The following is an 18,995-nucleotide window of genomic DNA, read 5'->3' on the forward strand; positions in this document are numbered from 1 at the left end:
CCACTTTTTATTTATTACTATTTGTTTGCACAAATTTTTTATTAATGATGATTTCATGTTATATTTCTTCTTTGCTAAGTACTATTTCAGCTACCCCTTTTCCTTGTGGAACCATTGGGAAAACATTGTCTTCATGAAGTACGGCAACTTCTAAAAGATAAGATGAAGGATGGTCTAACATTTCTTTTAGACTCGCTTTCAACTCTTCTCTTTGGCTAATTTGCTTACCTTCTATACCGTAGGCGTTGGCTACTTTTACGAAATTTGGACTTTGAATATCTGTAAAAGAATAGCGTTTTTTATGAAATAATTCTTGCCATTGTCTCACCATTCCTAAAAAGCTATTATTCAGGATTAATATTTTAACATTGGGTTGAAACTGCATGATAGTACCAAGTTCTTGCAAATTCATTTGTGCACCACCGTCTCCCATTATGGCAACAACTTGTCTTTCTGGAGCCCCATATTTTGCACCAATAGCAGCAGGAAGTGCAAAACCCATTGTTCCTAGACCTCCACTTGTAATATTACTACGAGATTTTGTTTGTTTTGCATAACGGCAAGCAACCATTTGATGTTGTCCAACATCTGTAACAATAACTGCTTCTCCGTTTGTTAATTCATTTAGAACGTTCAAAACTTCTCCCATTGTTAGCTCTCCTTCTGTAGGGTTAAGTTCTCTGTTGATTAGCAATGTTGTTTCTCTTTCTTTTTTTTCATCAAACTCCCTAAACCAATCATGATGTGAGTTCACATTAATTAATTGTGTTAACAAAGGAAGCGTTTCTTTACAATTTCCCCATACAGGAACTGTCGTTTCAACGTTTTTGTCAATCTCAGCAGGATCAATATCTAGATGAATTATTTTTGCTTGTTTGGCATACATGTCCAATCTTCCAGTAACACGGTCATCGAAGCGCATACCAATTGCTATTAACACATCGCATTCATTAGTTAAAACATTTGGTCCATAATTACCATGCATGCCAACCATCCCTACGCCTAGTCTGTGATTTGTTGGTATTGCACTCATTCCCATGATAGTCCAAGCAGTTGGTAGTCCCCCTTTTTCAATAAATGCAAGAAATTCTTTTTCGGCATTTCCTAAAATAACACCCTGACCAAAAACAACTAATGGTTTTTTTGCTTGGTTAATTAGTAATGCTGCTTTTTCAATGTATTCGTTTCTTACAATTGGTTCTGGGCGATAACTTCTAATGTGTGTGCATGATCTATATCCTTTGTAATCGAAAAGTTGTAATTGTGCATTTTTGGTAATGTCAATCAATACTGGACCTGGTCTTCCTGATTTTGCAATATAAAAAGCTTTGGCTAATACTTCGGGTATTTCGTTTGCATCGGTTACTTGATAATTCCATTTGGTTATTGGAGTAGTAATGTTGATGATGTCGGTTTCTTGGAAAGCATCTGTACCTAAAAGGTGTGCAAAAACTTGTCCTGTTATGCAAACTAAAGGTGTAGAATCAATCTGTGCGTCTGCTAATCCTGTAACCAAATTGGTAGCACCGGGACCACTTGTAGCAAAAACAACCCCAGTTTTTCCACTCACTCTTGCGTAGCCTTGAGCGGCATGAATTGCACCTTGTTCATGACGAACCAGAATGTGTTTTAAGTTGTCATTAAAATCATATAAAGCATCATAAATTGGCATAATTGCTCCTCCAGGATATCCAAAAACAGTAGAGACATCTTCAGATAATAATGCATCGATTACCGCTAAACTTCCACTAACATTATGTGTTTTTGTGTTTGTGTTTTCTTTTAATTCTTGATCTAATGTTTGCATAATTATTATTTTTAAAATTCATCAGTAACACATCCTTCAGAGGCATCGGTTACCAATTTCTGATATTTATATAAAACTCCTTTTGTTACTTTTGGTTTAGGCTGAATAAAGAGTGCTCTTCTTTTTTGCAATTCTTCATCGCTAACAGCCAAATGAATGGTGTTGTTCACGGCATCAAGTTCAATTTGATCTCCATCTTTAACTAACGCAATTGTTCCACCATCATAGGCTTCTGGAGAAATGTGTCCCACAACAAAGCCATGAGTTCCACCGCTAAATCTTCCATCAGTAATAAGAGCAACACTTTTTCCTAGTCCTGCACCAATGATTGCAGAAGTAGGTTTTAGCATTTCGGGCATTCCTGGTCCTCCTTTTGGACCCACATAGCGAATAACAACCACATCACCAGCCTGTATTTTTTTATCTTCAATGCCTTTAATTAACTCTTTTTCCCCGTCAAACACTTTGGCTGGCCCTGTAAATTTTTCACCTTCTTTACCAGTAATTTTGGCAACAGAACCTTTTTCGGCTAAATTTCCATAGAGCACTTGAAGGTGTCCTGTTTCTTTGATTGGATTTTCAATGGGTTTAATTATGTTTTGATTTTCAAAATCTATGTCTTCAACGTTTTCTAAGTTTTCAGCTAAGGTTTTTCCAGTAACTGTAATGCAGTCTCCATGAAGCATTCCTTTGCTTAATAAATACTTTAACACCATTGGAACGCCTCCTTTTTCATGTAGGTTTTGCATTAAATAATTTCCTCCAGGTTTAAAATCGGCAATTAAAGGTGTTTTGTTGCTAATTCTTTGGAAATCATCTTGAGTAATTTTTATTCCTACACTTTTTGCCATTGCTATAATATGCAACACTGCATTGGTACTTCCCCCAAGTGCAATTAATGTGGTTATTGCGTTTTCAAAAGCATTGAATGTCATAATGTCTTTTGGGCAAATATTTTTTTCTAATAACAGTTTCATGTAGGAGGCAGCTTGTTTGCATTCTTCTATTTTTTCATGAGAAACTGCAGGATTAGAGCTAGAATAGGGGAGACTCATACCAAGTGCCTCAATTGCAATTGCCATAGTGTTTGCGGTGTACATTCCTCCGCAAGCACCTGCTCCTGGGCAGGAGTTTTTTATGATGCCTTTGAATTCTTCTTCAGATATTTTTCCAGCAATTTTTTCGCCTAAGGCTTCAAATGCAGAAACAATGTTCAAGTCTTTTCCTTGGTATTTGCCAGGAGCAATTGTGCCGCCATAGACCATTATTGAAGGGCGATTTAATCTTCCCATGGCAATGATAGACCCAGGCATGTTTTTATCGCAACCTGGAATGGCAATAACGCCATCATAATAATGTCCGTCAACCACACTTTCTATACTGTCAGCTATAACTTCTCTACTCACTAATGAATACCGCATTCCGTCTGTTCCATTTGTAATTCCATCACTAATGCCTATAGTGTTGAATATTAATCCTACCATCTTTGAGGCATTCACTTCAATTTTTATGTAGGATGCTAAATGATTCAAATGCATGTTGCAGGTGTTTCCGTCATAGCCCATGGAAGCAATTCCTATGAAGGGTTGTGCTAGTTGCTCATCGGTTAATCCTACTCCATATAGCATGGCTTGAGCAGCGGGTTGTGTTGGGTCTTGTGTTACTGTTTTGCTGTATTTATTAAGTTCCATTTTTTAATTTAATTGTGAGCTTAACTCTTTTTCTAATACTAAGTTTTTGTAGGCTATTTGTATTTTTTTACCTAAGCTATTATCCCATTCTAAAGGGAATTCCTTTTTGTCTAATGATTTTATTCCGATTACTTCGGCTGCCGTTCCGCAATAGAAAGCTGCATCTGCATTTTTCAATTGGTCTAAAGGGAATTTACCTTGGTTTAGTTTAATATTTAATTTGTCACATAATTCGATTACTGTGGCTCTTGTTATTCCTGGAAGAATATTTCCCAGTTGTGGAGTGAATACTTCTCCGTTTTTTTCGAAAAAGAGATTAGCACCAGGTCCTTCTGCAACAAAACCTTCAGAGTCTAACAATAAAGCTTCATCAAATCCGTTTGCTTTTGCTTCGTTTGTAGCGAGAATGGAATTAATATAATGTCCGCAAACTTTAGCTTCTATTTTTATAGATTTTGGATGAGGTCTGCAATAAGAAGAAACAGCGATGTTTAGTAAATTGTCTCCAAGATAAGTACCCCATTTCCAAACACATATCATGATGTTTACTCCTGTTGGTTTGGATAAACTCATGTTTGGGTCACAATAAACAATAGGTCTTATGTATGCATCTGTAAGATTATTTAAAGCCAATAGTTCATATGATTTTTCAATTAATTCATTAATGTCATAATTGAATGGAATGTTGATTAATTCACATGATTTTTTCAATCTGTCATAATGCTCTAATGCCTTAAATATCTTTGTTCCAGATTCGGTTTTATAAGCACGAATGCCTTCAAAAGCACCATAACCATAGTGAAGAGTTTGCCCATATAAGTCAGTTGTAGTAGTGGATGATTTTTTAAATTCTCCATTGATAAATAATAGTGTATCTTGATTGTAATATGGATTTGTGTTTGTATTCATTTTTTTTATTTTTTAAAATAAAGTGTAAAATTATTGATGTGAGTTTTTTAAAATTGTCTAATTAATTAAGGTTATACAGTATTTAATTATTGTTTTTTTTGTTTAAAGGCTTGTTTTTCATGATGTTGTGTTTTTATTTTTATGATGTTGAACAGTTTGTTTTCTTAGGTATTTTGTGTCTATTATTTGTTTTTTTAACATTTTATCTTTGATTTTATGTGTTTTGCTCTTTTTTTGTGATGTTTATTGTAAAAAAAAAGCCTTTCTGTTTTACGAGAAAGGCTGTTACATATATGCAATATTATCCTGACTCGTTTGGGTTTACGAATGACAATGATCACGATAATAATAATTGTTGCTATATGGTTCATTTTTTTTGTGTATAAATAAAAAAGCCTCCTAAAAAATAGGAGGCTTTGTATATGTGTTTATCGCATACTATCTCCTATCCAAATTTTGGAATAATGACAGAGATAATAATAATGATAGTATTCTTCATATGTCTAAAAATTGTTTTCGTGCTACTATAAGTAATCGTTTCTAAGTATTGATTTGTTTATACTAATTAGATTAATGAACGTAACCGAGGGACAAAAGTAGTAAATATATTTAATATGCAAACTTTTTTACAAAAAAAATCAGTCAAAATTATTTTTTTTAAAATTTGACTGATCTTTGAATAATTATTTACAATATGGTTTATTTTGTTTGAGGAGGATATTGTGCTAAAATTTTTGACACAAATTGTTGAGTGCGCTCATCTTTTTTGTTCGTATTCTTAGTTAAATAACCTGTTCCTTCTCCTTGCCAAACCATTTCTTTAGTTTTTGCATCTACAATGTCAATAAATAATGTTCCTTCTGGTGTTCTTGAAACAGAGGTGGTGTTCATTCCCCAAAAAGGATTCCATCCCCAGCCAAAACCAACATTGTTATATACATCAATACGTTCTCTTTCTTTAGTGAAAATACTTAATAACATATCAGGATTTTCGCTTTTAGAAAAACCTTTGGCACTCATTTCTTGATCTATAGATCGAAGAATTCTTTTTTTGTCTAAATCTGAAATTTCAGCTTTATCAATGCTACTTTTTAAATAAGCGTACGTTTTATATTTACTAAACTCAGCTTGTTTGTCATAATCAGCATTTACTCTTACAGAACTACAAGAGGCTAATGCAAATAGTAGTAATACCGGAATTAAATTAATTTTCTTCATAATGTTATGTTTATGGTTAAAGGGTTTAACAGGTTAAAAACTTCAACCTATTAAACTATAATAATGATTCATCAACTACATTAGGGATGGTAACTTTTAATAAAGGTTGCGTTGCCATTGCTCTTTTAATTGCAAAAATTGCACCTTCATTTCTTGCCCAACTTCTTCTTGATATTCCGTTGTTTACATCCCAAAACAGCATCGATTCTAATCGTCTCGAAGCGTCTTTAGTTCCATCAAGAACCATGCCGAAACCTCCATTAATTACTTCACCCCATCCAACGCCACCACCGTTATGAATAGAGACCCATGTTGCACCTCTAAAACTATCTCCAATCACATTTTGAATTGCCATATCTGCTGTAAAACGAGAGCCATCATATATGTTTGAAGTTTCTCTGTAGGGAGAATCTGTTCCAGACACGTCGTGATGATCTCTCCCTAGAACAACAAATCCAATTTCTCCTTTAGCAATAGCTTCATTAAATGCTTGTGCGATTTTAATTCTTCCTTCTGCATCGGCATATAGAATACGTGCTTGAGAACCTACTACTAGTTTGTTTTCTTGTGCTCCTTTAATCCATTGGATATTATCGGCCATTTGCTGTTGAATTTCGACAGGCGAAGTGAGCATCATTTTCTCTAATACATTGCAAGCGATTTCATCTGTTTTTGCTAAATCTTCTGGTTTTCCTGAGGTACAAACCCATCTGAAAGGGCCAAATCCATAGTCAAAACACATTGGTCCCATAATGTCTTGTACGTAACTTGGGTATTTAAAATCGACTCCATTCGGAGCCATAACATCTGCACCTGCACGAGATGCTTCTAATAAAAAGGCGTTCCCGTAATCGAAGAAGTAAGTTCCTTTTGCGGTATGTTTATTTACGGCTTCGGCATGGCGTCTAAGTGTTTTTTGTACTTCAATCTTAAATTGTTCTGGATTATTAGCCATCATTTCGTTAGATTCTTCGAAAGAAAATCCAGTAGGGTAGTAGCCTCCAGCCCACGGATTGTGTAATGAAGTTTGATCTGAACCCAAATCTATATGTAATCCTTCTTGGTCAAATCTTTCCCAAACATCTACAACATTTCCTAAATAGGCAATTGAAACTACTTCTTTGTTTTCTAAAGCTTTGCGAACACGTGCAACTAAAAGGCTAATGTCTTCTACGATTTCGTTAATCCATCCTTGTTCATGACGAATTTTTGTAATTTTCGGATTTACTTCCGCACAAACCGTTACGCATCCTGCAATGTTACCAGCTTTGGGTTGCGCTCCAGACATTCCACCCAAGCCAGAAGTAACAAATAATCCTCCTTTAGGTGATTTTTTTATTTTTCGAAAGCCATTCAATACTGTAATAGTTGTTCCATGAACAATTCCTTGTGGGCCAATATACATATAGCTTCCTGCGGTCATTTGTCCATATTGGGAAACACCTAAAGCATTCATTTTTTCCCAATCATCGGGTTTAGAATAATTAGGTATAACCATTCCGTTGGTTACAACTACTCTTGGTGCATCTTTATGAGAAGGATATAGCCCCATAGGATGTCCTGAATAGATAGTTAGTGTTTGCTCGTCGGTCATTTCGGCTAAATACTGCATTGTTAAGAGATATTGTGCCCAGTTTTGAAAGACAGCACCATTACCTCCATAAGTGATTAGTTCGTGAGGATGTTGTGCAACAGCATAGTCTAAATTATTCTGAATCATGAGCATTATAGCTTTTGCTTGCTCGCATTTTCCAGGATACTCATCAATTGGTCTAGCTTTCATTTCATAATCAGGACGAAAACGATACATATAGATACGTCCAAATTTCTCTAACTCTTCTTTAAATTCAGGTATTAATGTGGCATGATGTTTAGCATCAAAATAACGTAAAGCATTTTTTAAAGCTAATTTTTTTTCATCATTTGAAAGTATTTCTTTTCGCTTTGGTGCATGATTAATTGCAGGTTCGAAAGGTTTTATATTTGGTAACTCAGAAGGTATTCCTTCTAAAATTTGTTCTTTAAAAGTCATTTTTTTTTTTTTTTTAGATATTCTTAATTTTTATAAAACGAAAAAGTAGTCGACTTTAAGCCGAATCTAGTTTTTAAAACGAAGTTAGGTTTCCCTTAAAGTACTAGGGATAACGAATATCTGACCTGTGATAGGACTTGTAGATTTTTATTCTGTATTGAAACAATAGAATGTCCATTTATTTATTTTTTATTGTTCCTGTTTTTTTATCATAACCATAAGGGCAATGACGGCAACCGCTTTTACAACAATAGCCTCTTTTTAAGTGATAAGTAGCAGTAAAACATTTATAACCTTCAGGGGTGTAGTAAAAGTCTTCTCCTTCTTTTAGCTTATTTGGGTCTAAAGTGTTGTTCATTTAATAACTAATATCTATTTTGTTTTTTAGATTCCTCAAAAATAAATATTTTTATCTAAGTTTACTTGCTTTATTTTGATAAAAAATAAAGTTAAGATAATTAATTTGTAAAACATGATAGTTTTTGTTTTTAAATACTTAATACCAAAGCAGTTTAGAGGAATAACAATTTATCCTTTTGTTTTTTTATCTAATGAAAAGGATAAAACAAATAAAGTTTTAGTTTATCACGAAAGAATACATATAAGACAACAGTTGGAGATGTTGGTTTTTGTGTTTTTTATTTGGTACGGAGTCGAATTTTTTTTTCGCTATTTGTCTTGTAAAGATTGGATGGTTGCTTATAAAAATATTTCTTTTGAAAAGGAGGCTTATGAAAATGAAAAAGACCTTAACTATTTAAAGAAAAGGTCTTTTTGGTCATTTTTAAAATATATTTAATAAATTACTTTTTTATAAATTAAAGCACCATTTGTGAGCTTTATTTGTAGCAGCAATGTGGTGTTGTTTTTTAGAATATCATTAATAAAAACTTCGTTTTTCTGAACGTCTTTTAATGTTGTTAACTTTTTTCCTAAAACATCAAAGATTGTAATATTTTCTATTTCAGAATGTAATGATTTAATAGATAGTCCTTCTGAAGCAAAAACAATGATGTCATTTTCATTAGATGAAAAATTTTGATTGTTTAGAGCATTTGTTGTGAATCTTAGTATGAATCGGTTGTCTATATTTCCTGCATCAGCAGAAAAACTATACGGTGTTACTCTCAAGTCGTGAATTGTTGATGTAAGCAAGTCTTCAATGTAAATATTTCTAGATGAATTGGTAAATAAGCCATCTAAGGTTCCAATTGCTATGGAATAATTACCGTTTTGAGGTAGGTATACTCCTAACGGAACTTGATCATTTTCATCAAATGGTAATTTTCGACCTTGTATGTTTAGTTTTGAATTGCTAATTATTGAATAGATATCAAAAATATTTTTATCATGTGTAGTTGCATCAAATAAACGATCTATGTCGTTTGTGGCTTTTGAAATATAACCTACTAATGTTCTTGTAGAATTGTTGTTTTGATCAATTAAATCTAACCAAATCCTGTTCTTTTCATAATCATTACTACTGTCATTACTGTTGTCGCTTTTGAAAAATTGACTATTATCATAGGTGTGGCTTCTCATAGAATTATTGAATACCAGATTTTCTGTAGTAGCACTTGTTGTGTGATTCATTAGTACAAAAAATCCTTGGCCCGCTGCGATATTACCACCAAAAACACCTGGTCCAGAGGAACTTCCTGTTGAATTATAGGTGATATAGTCGCTTAATGTGTAATTGTAGCTGTAATTTTGATAAAAAGCTGTTGGGAAAGAAGAACTAGGAAGTGTTCCATGAGTCCAAATTTTTATGAAACCAGCAATGTTGGTGTTTAAAGTAAGAAAATCTATTGCATTAATTGCAGATGGGTATGGATTGCCTACAAGATTCCAGTTGTCATCATCTTTGGTTACAGGAGTGGTTGTTGGGCCAATGTAATTTGCTCCATTATAGGTGCTTCTGCTTATCGGGGTGTTTATTATTCCATTATTTGGAGTACCGTTAAAAGTTGCAGTAAATATTTGTGGAGTAGTAGTGAAATTGTTAGGTGTTCTCACAATATAGCCTTTACCTAGTAACATGTTTTCATTTGTGCTGATCCAGTTTCCATAATTGCTTGCATAGTTGCTTACTAATGTTGGTTCCCATTTGTATCTATAGCTTCCTGCGATATTTGTGACAGCATAACTTGAGACTGGTGATGACCAATAAATATAATCGTATAGTTTTGCGTTTACATTTCTCAACATTTCCATGTTTCCACTATTAGTGTTGTTGTTTATTTGTAATAAACTAGCACTGTTTTCTAATCTTAAATTACCTCCCGAATTAATGTTTATCCAATTTGTTATTGTTAAACTATTGTTTGGGTTTACAGTTAATTCCGCATTGTTGTGAACAGATAGATTTAATCCTTGTCCGTTGTAGTTTGTGCCATTTATGACAGGGTCGTTTGTTGTAGTGGGGACAACTACACAATCAGCAGCTGTTGGAACACCAATTGGCGTCCAGTTATTGCCATTATTCCAGTTAGTATCGATCGAACCATTCCATACTTTGCTATCTTGTATGGTTACTGTAGTTTCGCCTAGTTCTTTTAGTACAGCACCACCACAAAGTTGATAAGTAACTTCTGCTGTATAAATAGTTGTGCTTGATGGGCAAACTGAAATTTGGTCTGTGTTTCCAACAATTGGACCAGAAGTTCCTGAGCCTTCATACCAAACTATTGATGTGATAGGGTTTCCGTTAGGAACAAAACGCCATGCTTCATTGGTAACAGTCCAATCTGTATCTAATCCGTTTCTGTTAGGAGCTACGGTGGCAACTGTACCAGTTGCATCTTGAATTCCAACAACAGCGTTTCCGCCATTCCATCCTGAACAATTGTTTTTTTCTTGTATATATACTTCAATTACGTTAGTGTTTTCATAAAGTACCATCATACCTGTGTATAGTTGTGTTGTGCAAGAGTACATTGGTACATTGCTCCAAGAGGCAACAAGAGCTCTACAGCCGGTGTTTAAAGTTATTAGTTCCCAGCCTACTTCCCCGCCAAGTGAAGGGTCTATGTCGTGAAAAACTCCAAAAATTGCATTTTCTATTAAAGAGGCATCACCACTAGCAGGTAAGTTAGCTGCAAAGCTATACCCACAATATCCTGAAGCGGGATTATTAGCTGTGTCGAATGTGATTACACCATTTGATCCTATTAAGCATTGATTATAAGTATTACCATAAAAACAGAAGTCAAAGGGTAGGTTGATTAAAGGAGACCAAACGTCGTCTGTGTTGACACTAACAGGGTTTTTTAAGCAATCAAATTGATAGGGTGGGTTATAGGGAATAGATTCAACTGTATAGGAAGTTGTTTCGCCTAAGGTTAAATAATTAGCTTCAAGGTCAACACATGTTGAAGGGGCAGAGCAGCTAAAAGGAGCAGGGTCTGCACCGCTAAGGCCTAAGCCTCCAGAATCTACAGAAGGACATCCTAAAGAGGATACTCCTTGGCTATTTCCTTGGGTACAGCCAGCAGGTAAAGCTGAAGTTGCGCAGATTCCAAAAGTGCCATAAGTATTTCCATATCCCCAAACTCTAATGTATATGGTGCTTCCTGGTGTTAATCCTGTTCTTGAAATGTAGGACATAGATCCGTTTGTGCTGTCATCATCATCACACTCTAAGAGTGTAAGTCCGCTACAAGTTCCAGTATAAAATGCCATTCCAGAATTAGTCATTGTTCCTGATTGAAGGTCAACTGTTACTACTCCGTTAGTAGGTACAGTTGCAGAAAACCAAACGTCTCCACTAGTGTAGTTTGCACAGCCTGGAGCTGGTGGAGTTGATGGACTTGTAGAAGTAGTTGCACCACTGTTTGAATAGGAAGTATAGGTACACGTAGTGTTAAATGTTAACGGAATTGCTCCTGAGCAATTGTCATTTACAGGTGCAGGAGTTGTAGCGCAAATTCCAAAGGTTCCATAAGAGTTTGAATATCCCCAAACTCTAACATAAATAGTGTTTCCTGGTGTTAATCCTGTTCTTGAAATATAAGACATTAATCCGTTTGCGCTGTCATCGTCGTCGCATTCCAAAAGAGTAAGTCCGCTACAAGTGCCCGTGTACCAAGCCATACCTGAATCGGTCATTGTTCCTGCTTGCATATCCACAGTAACTTGACCGTTACTTGGAACAACAAAGGAGAACCAAACATCTCCACTGGAATAGCTAGCGCATCCAGGAGCTGGAGGTGTTGAAGGTGTTGTTGATGCTGTTGCAGAAACATTTGTATAGGTTGTGTAAGCACAGGAGGAATTCAATGTGAGAGATATAGCTCCTGAACAATTGTCATTACTAGGTGTTTGAGCATTGACTTTTTGAATTGAGACAATAACCAATAGTAAAATTATTGCTGTTAATTGCAAGTAAAATTTTCTCATAGTGATAGTTAATAGTGTTAAACCTATTGCTAACCTATGAAAAAATAAAAATAAAATAAAATTTTTAGGCTATTAATTTGATTTTCAGTGCTTAATAATCGATTAACTGCAATATAAATCTATGAAATGCACTTTCGTAAAATTTATTTTTGTTAAATTTTACAATTTTAATGTTAAAAATGTTATAATTTTTTCTAATAAATGTTAAAATTGATTATTTGTTATTGTCTTTTTTTGATTCTAAATTGTTTTGCTCTATTGGAGTAGGTCCAAAAGGAAGTCTTAGGTCTTCATAATAAGAAGTTATATTACCGTCTTTGTCTTTTGAGTTGGCTCTATTTCCTACAATGTGCCAAGAAAAGTCAATATTACTTTTGCCATTATTTAATTCCTTAACAAGAAATCCATTTTTACTTTTTTCAGTAACATAAACACCGTTACATTCTCCTTCTAGTTGAATAAAAACTTTTAAAGGATGGTTTGTGTCTATTTTTAATGAGTTAGCAACAATTTTGTCAAGTTCAATATAAGTTTGACCGTTTGTTAATTTGCCTACACCATAATCTTCGAATAATACTTCGGGAGCTTCAGGGCAGAACATCGTTCTTGGTGCATTGTTTTCGTCAGGGATTAAAGTAGATACAACTCCGTTTCCAACAATTTTATAGTTGGTTCCGCCAGTTGCAGTTGCGTCATTGTTGTGATTGTATTTTAGACCTACATAACTATAGGAAACCCCAGCAGCAGTAGTGCCTCCTGTGAAGTAGCCTCCATATAGTATTCTTACAACTGTTCCGCTTATAGCGGCTATAGCTTGTTCATTTTTACCAGCTAATGAGACATAAGCGCTTCCGTTATTTGTCGTGGCATTATTGTCTGTGTCAAGATAAAAAACTCCTGCACTATTCCCATTGTGTGCTGCGTTATTTGGGGCGCCATTACCAGTGTTTCCATATACTCCATGTCCATTAACGCCCGCTCCAGCAACACCTGCTCCTTTTGTGGGGAACACACCATTTATTCCGTTTGAAGCGCCTAGTATGGCTGTTCCACTTGCGTGTGCGTTTCTTGCCCAAACAGCATTGGCTATATTGTCGTTGTTGTTAGGCGCTACACCGTCATTGGTTCCTGCTGCTGTAATTTGAAGCTGTGCAGAAGTTGAGCCTGTATTGTTAATTGCAACGGTGCCACCACTAAGAATGCGCATCCTTTCTGTGTTATTTGTGTTAAAATTAAGGTTTACATTGTCTGTTGTGCCTATGAAATTTGTGCCTGGAACTGTTCCGCTATTTCCGCTTAGGGACCAGTCTAAACCTCCTGGGGAACCTGCTAAGGCAATCCATTTTGTGCCATTCCAGTAATATAGCCCAGGGGCTACGTTATTAGGTGAAGTCCCTGCTGTGGCAGTATTCCAAACCACAGTTCCAGATACTAGCGCTCCTGTTTGGGGGTTTAAAACAGGGGCAGCAACAAGGGTTGATGTTAATGCAACTTTTGGAGGGATAAAACCATATACGGATGAATTTATGTCTAATGCTCCATTAGGAGTAGTGGTTCCAATTCCAACTTGTGCTTGTGCTAGGTACATGCTGAAAAATAATAATCCAGTTATTAGGTAACTTTTTTTCATAATTTGGTTTTTTTTGGGGTTTAGGTGTAAAATTAATTATTTTTTTTTGAAGAACATTACAATAAAAATATCTTTTTTGTTAATTTTTTGTAATTATAGTTTTTTATGGTTGTTTGAGAGTTGTTTATTGTATTTTACTAGGAAATTGTTGTATAAAGTCTAAAAAATGAAAAAAATAATTATTGGGTTAAATATTTTTACTATTTTTGTGAGGTAATTAATGAAGTTAAATTATTGAATATGAAAAAAGTACTACTATTTTTTGGAATTGTATGTTTAGGTTTGGTTGACCTAAATGCGCAGATGTATGTAAGTCCAAACAGTTACGTTTTTGTTAATGATCAATATGTGTATGTGAAGCAGGATGTGAATTTGGCTAGTAATGGTAATTTCTATTTAAGGAATTCATCTCAATTGCTTCAAGGTTCTACAGGAAGTGGTACAAATACAGGTTTAGGTACATTGTCAGTGTTTCAAGAAGGAACTTCTAATAATTTTGGCTACAACTATTGGTGTTCTCCTGTAGGGGTGCCTTCTGCTTCAGTTGGTAATTCAAATTTTGGAATTACTAGATTGTTTAGGCCAACCGCAATAATTACAAGTGTGGCTCCAACAATTTTAGCATCATCGGTAAGTAATGGAGTAGCGTCAAATAGTTCTTTATCTATAGCTTCAAAATGGATATATAAATTCGTTCAATCAAATCAATATGGTCAATGGACTTTTGTTGGCAATGCTAGTACAATTGCTCCTGGAGAAGGTTTTACAATGAAAGGAGTTTCTGGTAGTGATACAACAGTTGCAGATGCAACTGAAGGTAAGCAAAATAATCCTGGAAATAATCAGCGATATGACTTCAGAGGGTTGCCTAACGAAGGAACAATTAATATTCCAGTAGGTAATGCAGCAGGTCCAAATCCAAATAGAACATTAACGGGTAATCCATATCCTTCTGCAATTAATTTGAATTTATTTTTGTTAGAAAATAGTGGTTATACGGTTAACTATTCTACTGGTGCAACTACATTTGTTGGTTCTCCTGTGATAGATGGAAATGCTTATTTTTGGGAACATGCTAAGACTGCAAATTCTCATTATTTAAATGCGTATGTTGGTGGATATGGAACTTATTCTCCTAATAATACCAATGCTTTCTCTGTAGGGACTTATGTGTCTGCAACTTGGAATACATACCATGAGAATGGGACTTTAAATACGACAGGGACTTCGTCTGGAGTTGCCTATAAAAGAATGTTTTCGCCAGTTGGACAAGGTTTTAAAATTCAAGGTGTAGTTGCTTCTGGAAATGCACAAATGAAAAATGCATATCGTGTTTTTAGGAAAGAAGGTGTTGCTAATGATTCTCAATTTGAGAAAAACGCTAATACAGCTAACGCAGGGAGTGATAATTGGGATGAAATTCCAAATGTTGCTAATGTAGATTATACTCAATTTTCTAAAAATCAAGTACCACAGTTCAAATTGCAAACAATTTTAAATGATCAATTTACAAGAGAAACTGCAGTTGCATTTAATGAAAATGCGACGGATGGATTTGATATTGCTTTAGATGCTGTTACTTCGGAGACTAATTTGCCAAGAGATACTTATTTTCCTATAGATGGCGATAAACAATTTGTAATTACAACATTAGCTTTTGATGAAAATAAAACAATTCCTGTAGCTTTTAAAGCGGATATTCAAACTACATTTAAAGTGACTGTTTCAGAATTAATAAATTTTGATTTGGCTAATAATATCTATATTCATGATAAAGAGTTGGATACCTATTATGATATAAAAAATGACAGCTATTCAATAACATTGCCTCCAGGAATAAATGCAACTCGTTTTGAAATTACTTTTAGAAATACAGATGCAGCGTTAGGAAATGATACTGAAATTGCAGATTCATTTCAAGTATATCAAAATAATGATGCTGAAATGTTAACAGTGTTCAATTCTTTAAACAAAGATGTGACTTCATTAAGTTTGTATGATGTGACTGGTAAAAGAGTTTTGAATAAACTAGATTTAGGAATCGCAGAGCAATATGAAGTTTCTACTTCTTCTTTAAGTGAAGGTATATATATAGTGAAACTTCAAACAAGTGAAGATAATAATGTAAGCAAAAAGGTGTCTATTTTTAGAAAATAAATACTACAGAATAAATAAATGTTAAACCTCGATTTTTATCGGGGTTTTTTGTTATTTTGCAAAGTGAATGAAAAAATAGAAATAGATTTACCTGATAATATTCAACTCTATATTAAACGAGAAGATTTATTACATCCGTTAATTTCGGGAAATAAGTTTAGAAAGTTGAAATATAATATTATGGAAGCAAAAACAAATGAAGCTAGTCTTTTAGTTACATTTGGAGGTGCTTATTCAAATCATATTTTGGCAACTGCAGCAGCAGGAAAAGAATATAACTTTTCTACATTAGGTATTATAAGAGGTGATGAATTGAAGAATAAAATTTTTGAAAATCCAACATTATCTTATGCACAAGATTTAGGAATGAATTTCGAGTTCATTTCGAGAGAATTGTTTTCAAAGAAGGAAGAAGTCTCTTTTGTAACGAAGATTAAAGAAAGATATCCGAATAGTTATATTCTTCCAGAAGGAGGAACAAATCAATTGGCAATTAAAGGATGTGAAGAAATTTTAGCAAATGAAGATGAAGAGTTTGATTTTGTTTGTTGCGCTGTAGGGACTGGAGGTACAGTGTCGGGAATTATTAATGCCTCTTTTGAAAAACAAAAAATAATAGGCTTTTCTGCCTTAAAAGGAGATTTTTTGTCTGATGTAATTTGTAAATTTGTAACCAAGAAAAATTGGATTGTTAATTCCAAATATCATTTTGGCGGTTATGGAAAAGTTACCGATGAATTGATTGATTTTTTAAATGATTTTTATTTAAAAACAAATATCCCATTAGATCCTATTTATACTGGAAAAATGGTTTTTGGAGTTTTGGATTTAATAGAAAAAGAATATTTCCCGCAAGGTTCAAAAATTTTATGCATCCATACCGGAGGTTTACAAGGCATAAAAGGAGTTAATCTAGTTAGAAAAAAGAAGAATAAAACGTTATTACAATACACATGATTAAGAAACTAATATGTCTTATTATCGTAATTTTTATTACAAGTTGTGGTGCTTCCAAAGCTAAAAAAAGTAGTTCAACTATTCAGAGAACAACTAAAACAACACCAAATAAAAAGGTGACAATTACAACCAAAAGAGTTATTGTGAAAAAAAACGATACAGACAATAAATCAAATAATACAACAACTACTACTACAGCAGGAGAAGAGTTAGAAGCCACTTCAAAAGTTTCTGTTTCCTATAAGAATGTGAGTGATTATATTGATGGTTTTAAAGATATTGCAAAGCAAAACATGAAGGAATATGGAATCCCTGCAAGTATTATATTAGCTCAAGGGATTTTAGAATCTGGTGCAGGAAATGGTAGATTGTGCACAGAGGCAAATAATCATTTTGGGATTAAATGTCATAAAGAATGGAATGGTCCTTCAATTACTCATGACGACGATGCCGCACAAGAATGCTTTAGGAAATATAACGATCCTGCAGAATCATATAGAGATCATTCTTTGTTTTTAACTTCAAGAAGTAGGTATAATGGATTGTTTAAGTTAGATAAAGGGGATTATGAAGGTTGGGCGAAAGGATTGAAATCTGCTGGTTATGCTACCGATCCAAAATATCCCGCGAAGTTAATTAGTATCATAGAAAGATATGAATTGTTTCAATATGATAATGAAATTTTGAATAGAGTGAATGTAAAAAAGCAGGATAGAGTAGTGGTTGATGAAAAAAATATTGAAGAAACCACCTATGAAATTCAAAAAGGAGATACATTATATTCTTTATCTAAAAAATTTAGTATTTCTGTAGACGATTTAAAAAAGATAAATGGAATGAAGGATAACTCTTTATCCATTGGACAAAAAATAAAAGTGAAATAATGTTATATAAAAGAAGTAGCGAATTATTTGTTGAAGCTAACAAAGTAATTCCCGGAGGTGTAAATTCTCCTGTAAGAGCATTTAAAGCCGTTGGAGGTACTCCTATTTTTATTAAAGAAGCAAAAGGAGCCTATTTATTTGATGAAGATGGTAATAAATATATAGATTACATAAACTCTTGGGGGCCTATGATTTTAGGTCATGCTTATGAACCAGTTGTTAATGCAGTAATTGATAGAGCAAAAAAAGGAACTTCATTTGGAACTCCTACAGCTCTAGAAACTCAAATTGCTGAATTAGCTGTGGCAATGGTGCCAAATATTGATAAAATCCGTTTTGTAAGTTCTGGTACAGAAGCATGCATGAGTGCTGTTCGTTTGGCAAGAGGTTTTACTAAAAAAGAAAAAATAATAAAATTTTCAGGGTGCTATCATGGTCATTCAGATTCTTTTTTAATCGCTGCAGGAAGTGGAGCTATTACGTTTGGAATTCCTAACAGTCCAGGAGTAACATCTGGAACCGCAAAAGATACTCTTTTAGCAAAATATAATGATATTGAAAATGTAAAAGCCCTATTCGAGTCGAATAAAGGTGAAATTGCAGCTTTAATTATAGAACCTGTTGCTGGTAATATGGGTTGTGTGCCTCCTCATAATGACTTTTTAAGTCAATTAAGGCAAGTTTGTTCCGAAAACGACTGTTTGTTAATCTTTGATGAAGTAATGACTGGATTTCGTCTTGCTAAGGGTGGAGCACAAGAATTATATAATGTTAAAGCAGATATTGTATGTTTTGGAAAAGTAATTGGAGGTGGTTTACCTGTAGGTGCTTTTGCAGCAAGAGAAGAAATTATGAATTATCTTTCCCCTTTAGGGCCAGTATATCAAGCAGGAACATTATCAGGAAATCCTTTAGCAATGGCTGCTGGATATGAAATGTTGAAAACTTTGAATACAGATACAGCAATTTTTGATAGGCTTAATGAAAAAACTGCCTATTTAGAACAAGGTATTCGTAAGGTGCTATCAGCTAAAAATATAATTTATACTATAAATAGAGTAGGTTCTATGATTTCTGTGCATTTTGATGAAGGTGCTGTGTATGATTTTGAAACGGCTAAAAATGGCGACAACGATACTTTTAAGAAATTCTTTCATGGTTTGCTTAAAAAGGGAGTGTATATCGCACCTTCGGCTTATGAGACTTGGTTTATTACTGATGCTCTGACTTATGAAGATTTAGATTTTACAATAAATGCAATTAATGAAGTTGCAGACGATTTATAATTTTATAATGATATTTTAAAAGCCTC

13 protein-coding genes are annotated in these 18,995 nt (G+C 34.1%); 5 read left to right on the plus strand and 8 right to left on the minus strand.

Features of this window, described 5'->3' with window-relative positions; all coding sequences use genetic code 11:
* Window positions 1-58 precede the first annotated feature (58 nt).
* The 6 genes from ilvB to ACZ49Z_RS11040 all read right to left on the minus strand — a co-directional run bounded on the left by ilvB (window position 59) and on the right by ACZ49Z_RS11040 (window position 8,015).
* Complete coding sequence (gene ilvB, locus ACZ49Z_RS11015; RefSeq protein WP_464304372.1) at window positions 59-1,807, minus strand: biosynthetic-type acetolactate synthase large subunit; 1,749 nt, start codon at window positions 1,805-1,807, stop codon at window positions 59-61.
* An 11-nt stretch (window positions 1,808-1,818) separates the two neighbouring features.
* On the minus strand, window positions 1,819-3,498 hold the full coding sequence (gene ilvD / locus ACZ49Z_RS11020) for a dihydroxy-acid dehydratase (RefSeq protein WP_464304373.1): 1,680 nt from the start codon (window positions 3,496-3,498) through the stop codon (window positions 1,819-1,821).
* Window positions 3,499-3,501: 3 nt separating this feature from the next.
* Entirely contained in the window at window positions 3,502-4,407 is a 906-nt protein-coding gene (gene ilvE, locus ACZ49Z_RS11025; RefSeq protein ID WP_464304374.1) for a branched-chain-amino-acid transaminase, read from the minus strand.
* Window positions 4,408-5,106: 699 nt separating this feature from the next.
* Complete coding sequence (locus ACZ49Z_RS11030) at window positions 5,107-5,625, minus strand: DUF4136 domain-containing protein (RefSeq protein ID WP_464304375.1); 519 nt, start codon at window positions 5,623-5,625, stop codon at window positions 5,107-5,109.
* 55 nt (window positions 5,626-5,680) lie between these two features.
* Window positions 5,681-7,657, minus strand: coding sequence for a urocanate hydratase (locus ACZ49Z_RS11035; RefSeq protein ID WP_464304376.1), 1,977 nt, complete (start codon window positions 7,655-7,657; stop codon window positions 5,681-5,683).
* Between the two features lie 178 nt (window positions 7,658-7,835).
* Window positions 7,836-8,015: a DUF5522 domain-containing protein gene (locus ACZ49Z_RS11040; protein ID WP_464304377.1), complete on the minus strand. Its 180-nt coding sequence runs from the start codon at window positions 8,013-8,015 to the stop codon at window positions 7,836-7,838.
* Window positions 8,016-8,129: 114 nt separating this feature from the next.
* On the opposite strand from ACZ49Z_RS11040, the gene ACZ49Z_RS11045 reads away from it, so the two are divergent.
* Window positions 8,130-8,456, plus strand: coding sequence for a hypothetical protein (locus tag ACZ49Z_RS11045; RefSeq protein ID WP_464304378.1), 327 nt, complete (start codon window positions 8,130-8,132; stop codon window positions 8,454-8,456).
* On the opposite strand, the gene ACZ49Z_RS11050 is transcribed toward ACZ49Z_RS11045, so the two are convergent.
* Window positions 8,453-12,055: a hypothetical protein gene (locus ACZ49Z_RS11050; RefSeq protein WP_464304379.1), complete on the minus strand. Its 3,603-nt coding sequence runs from the start codon at window positions 12,053-12,055 to the stop codon at window positions 8,453-8,455. The two genes, ACZ49Z_RS11045 and ACZ49Z_RS11050, sit on opposite strands and share 4 nt — an antisense overlap.
* A gap of 214 nt (window positions 12,056-12,269) precedes the next feature.
* Window positions 12,270-13,685, minus strand: coding sequence for a hypothetical protein (locus ACZ49Z_RS11055; protein ID WP_464304380.1), 1,416 nt, complete (start codon window positions 13,683-13,685; stop codon window positions 12,270-12,272).
* 240 nt (window positions 13,686-13,925) lie between these two features.
* Between ACZ49Z_RS11055 and ACZ49Z_RS11060 the strand changes: the two genes are divergently transcribed.
* The 4 genes from ACZ49Z_RS11060 (at window position 13,926) to hemL (ending at window position 18,969) form a co-directional block, all read left to right on the plus strand.
* Window positions 13,926-15,842, plus strand: a complete 1,917-nt coding sequence (locus tag ACZ49Z_RS11060) for a T9SS type A sorting domain-containing protein (RefSeq protein WP_464304381.1) — start codon at window positions 13,926-13,928, stop codon at window positions 15,840-15,842.
* 63 nt (window positions 15,843-15,905) lie between these two features.
* On the plus strand, window positions 15,906-16,799 hold the full coding sequence (locus ACZ49Z_RS11065) for a 1-aminocyclopropane-1-carboxylate deaminase/D-cysteine desulfhydrase (RefSeq protein ID WP_464304382.1): 894 nt from the start codon (window positions 15,906-15,908) through the stop codon (window positions 16,797-16,799).
* On the plus strand, window positions 16,796-17,683 hold the full coding sequence (locus tag ACZ49Z_RS11070; RefSeq protein WP_464304383.1) for a glucosaminidase domain-containing protein: 888 nt from the start codon (window positions 16,796-16,798) through the stop codon (window positions 17,681-17,683). Before ACZ49Z_RS11065 ends, ACZ49Z_RS11070 begins: the two co-directional genes overlap by 4 nt.
* Window positions 17,683-18,969 (plus strand): glutamate-1-semialdehyde 2,1-aminomutase, encoded by a 1,287-nt coding sequence (gene hemL, locus ACZ49Z_RS11075; RefSeq protein ID WP_464304384.1) that lies wholly within the window; start codon window positions 17,683-17,685, stop codon window positions 18,967-18,969. Before ACZ49Z_RS11070 ends, hemL begins: the two co-directional genes overlap by 1 nt.
* The last annotated feature ends 26 nt before the right edge of the window (window positions 18,970-18,995 follow it).

This window comes from Flavobacterium sp. KY-23415, assembly GCF_055384985.1.

What these genes read in the sequence shown, in the direction of transcription:
- ilvB (WP_464304372.1), bottom strand. Translation starts at nt 1,807, where the DNA reads ATGCAAACATTAGATCAAGAATTAAAAGAAAACACAAACACAAAAACA.
- ilvD (WP_464304373.1), bottom strand. Translation starts at nt 3,498, where the DNA reads ATGGAACTTAATAAATACAGCAAAACAGTAACACAAGACCCAACACAA.
- ilvE (WP_464304374.1), bottom strand. Translation starts at nt 4,407, where the DNA reads ATGAATACAAACACAAATCCATATTACAATCAAGATACACTATTATTT.
- ACZ49Z_RS11030 (WP_464304375.1), bottom strand. Translation starts at nt 5,625, where the DNA reads ATGAAGAAAATTAATTTAATTCCGGTATTACTACTATTTGCATTAGCC.
- ACZ49Z_RS11035 (WP_464304376.1), bottom strand. Translation starts at nt 7,657, where the DNA reads ATGACTTTTAAAGAACAAATTTTAGAAGGAATACCTTCTGAGTTACCA.
- ACZ49Z_RS11040 (WP_464304377.1), bottom strand. Translation starts at nt 8,015, where the DNA reads ATGAACAACACTTTAGACCCAAATAAGCTAAAAGAAGGAGAAGACTTT.
- ACZ49Z_RS11045 (WP_464304378.1), top strand. Translation starts at nt 8,130, where the DNA reads ATGATAGTTTTTGTTTTTAAATACTTAATACCAAAGCAGTTTAGAGGA.
- ACZ49Z_RS11050 (WP_464304379.1), bottom strand. Translation starts at nt 12,055, where the DNA reads ATGAGAAAATTTTACTTGCAATTAACAGCAATAATTTTACTATTGGTT.
- ACZ49Z_RS11055 (WP_464304380.1), bottom strand. Translation starts at nt 13,685, where the DNA reads ATGAAAAAAAGTTACCTAATAACTGGATTATTATTTTTCAGCATGTAC.
- ACZ49Z_RS11060 (WP_464304381.1), top strand. Translation starts at nt 13,926, where the DNA reads ATGAAAAAAGTACTACTATTTTTTGGAATTGTATGTTTAGGTTTGGTT.
- ACZ49Z_RS11070 (WP_464304383.1), top strand. Translation starts at nt 16,796, where the DNA reads ATGATTAAGAAACTAATATGTCTTATTATCGTAATTTTTATTACAAGT.
- hemL (WP_464304384.1), top strand. Translation starts at nt 17,683, where the DNA reads ATGTTATATAAAAGAAGTAGCGAATTATTTGTTGAAGCTAACAAAGTA.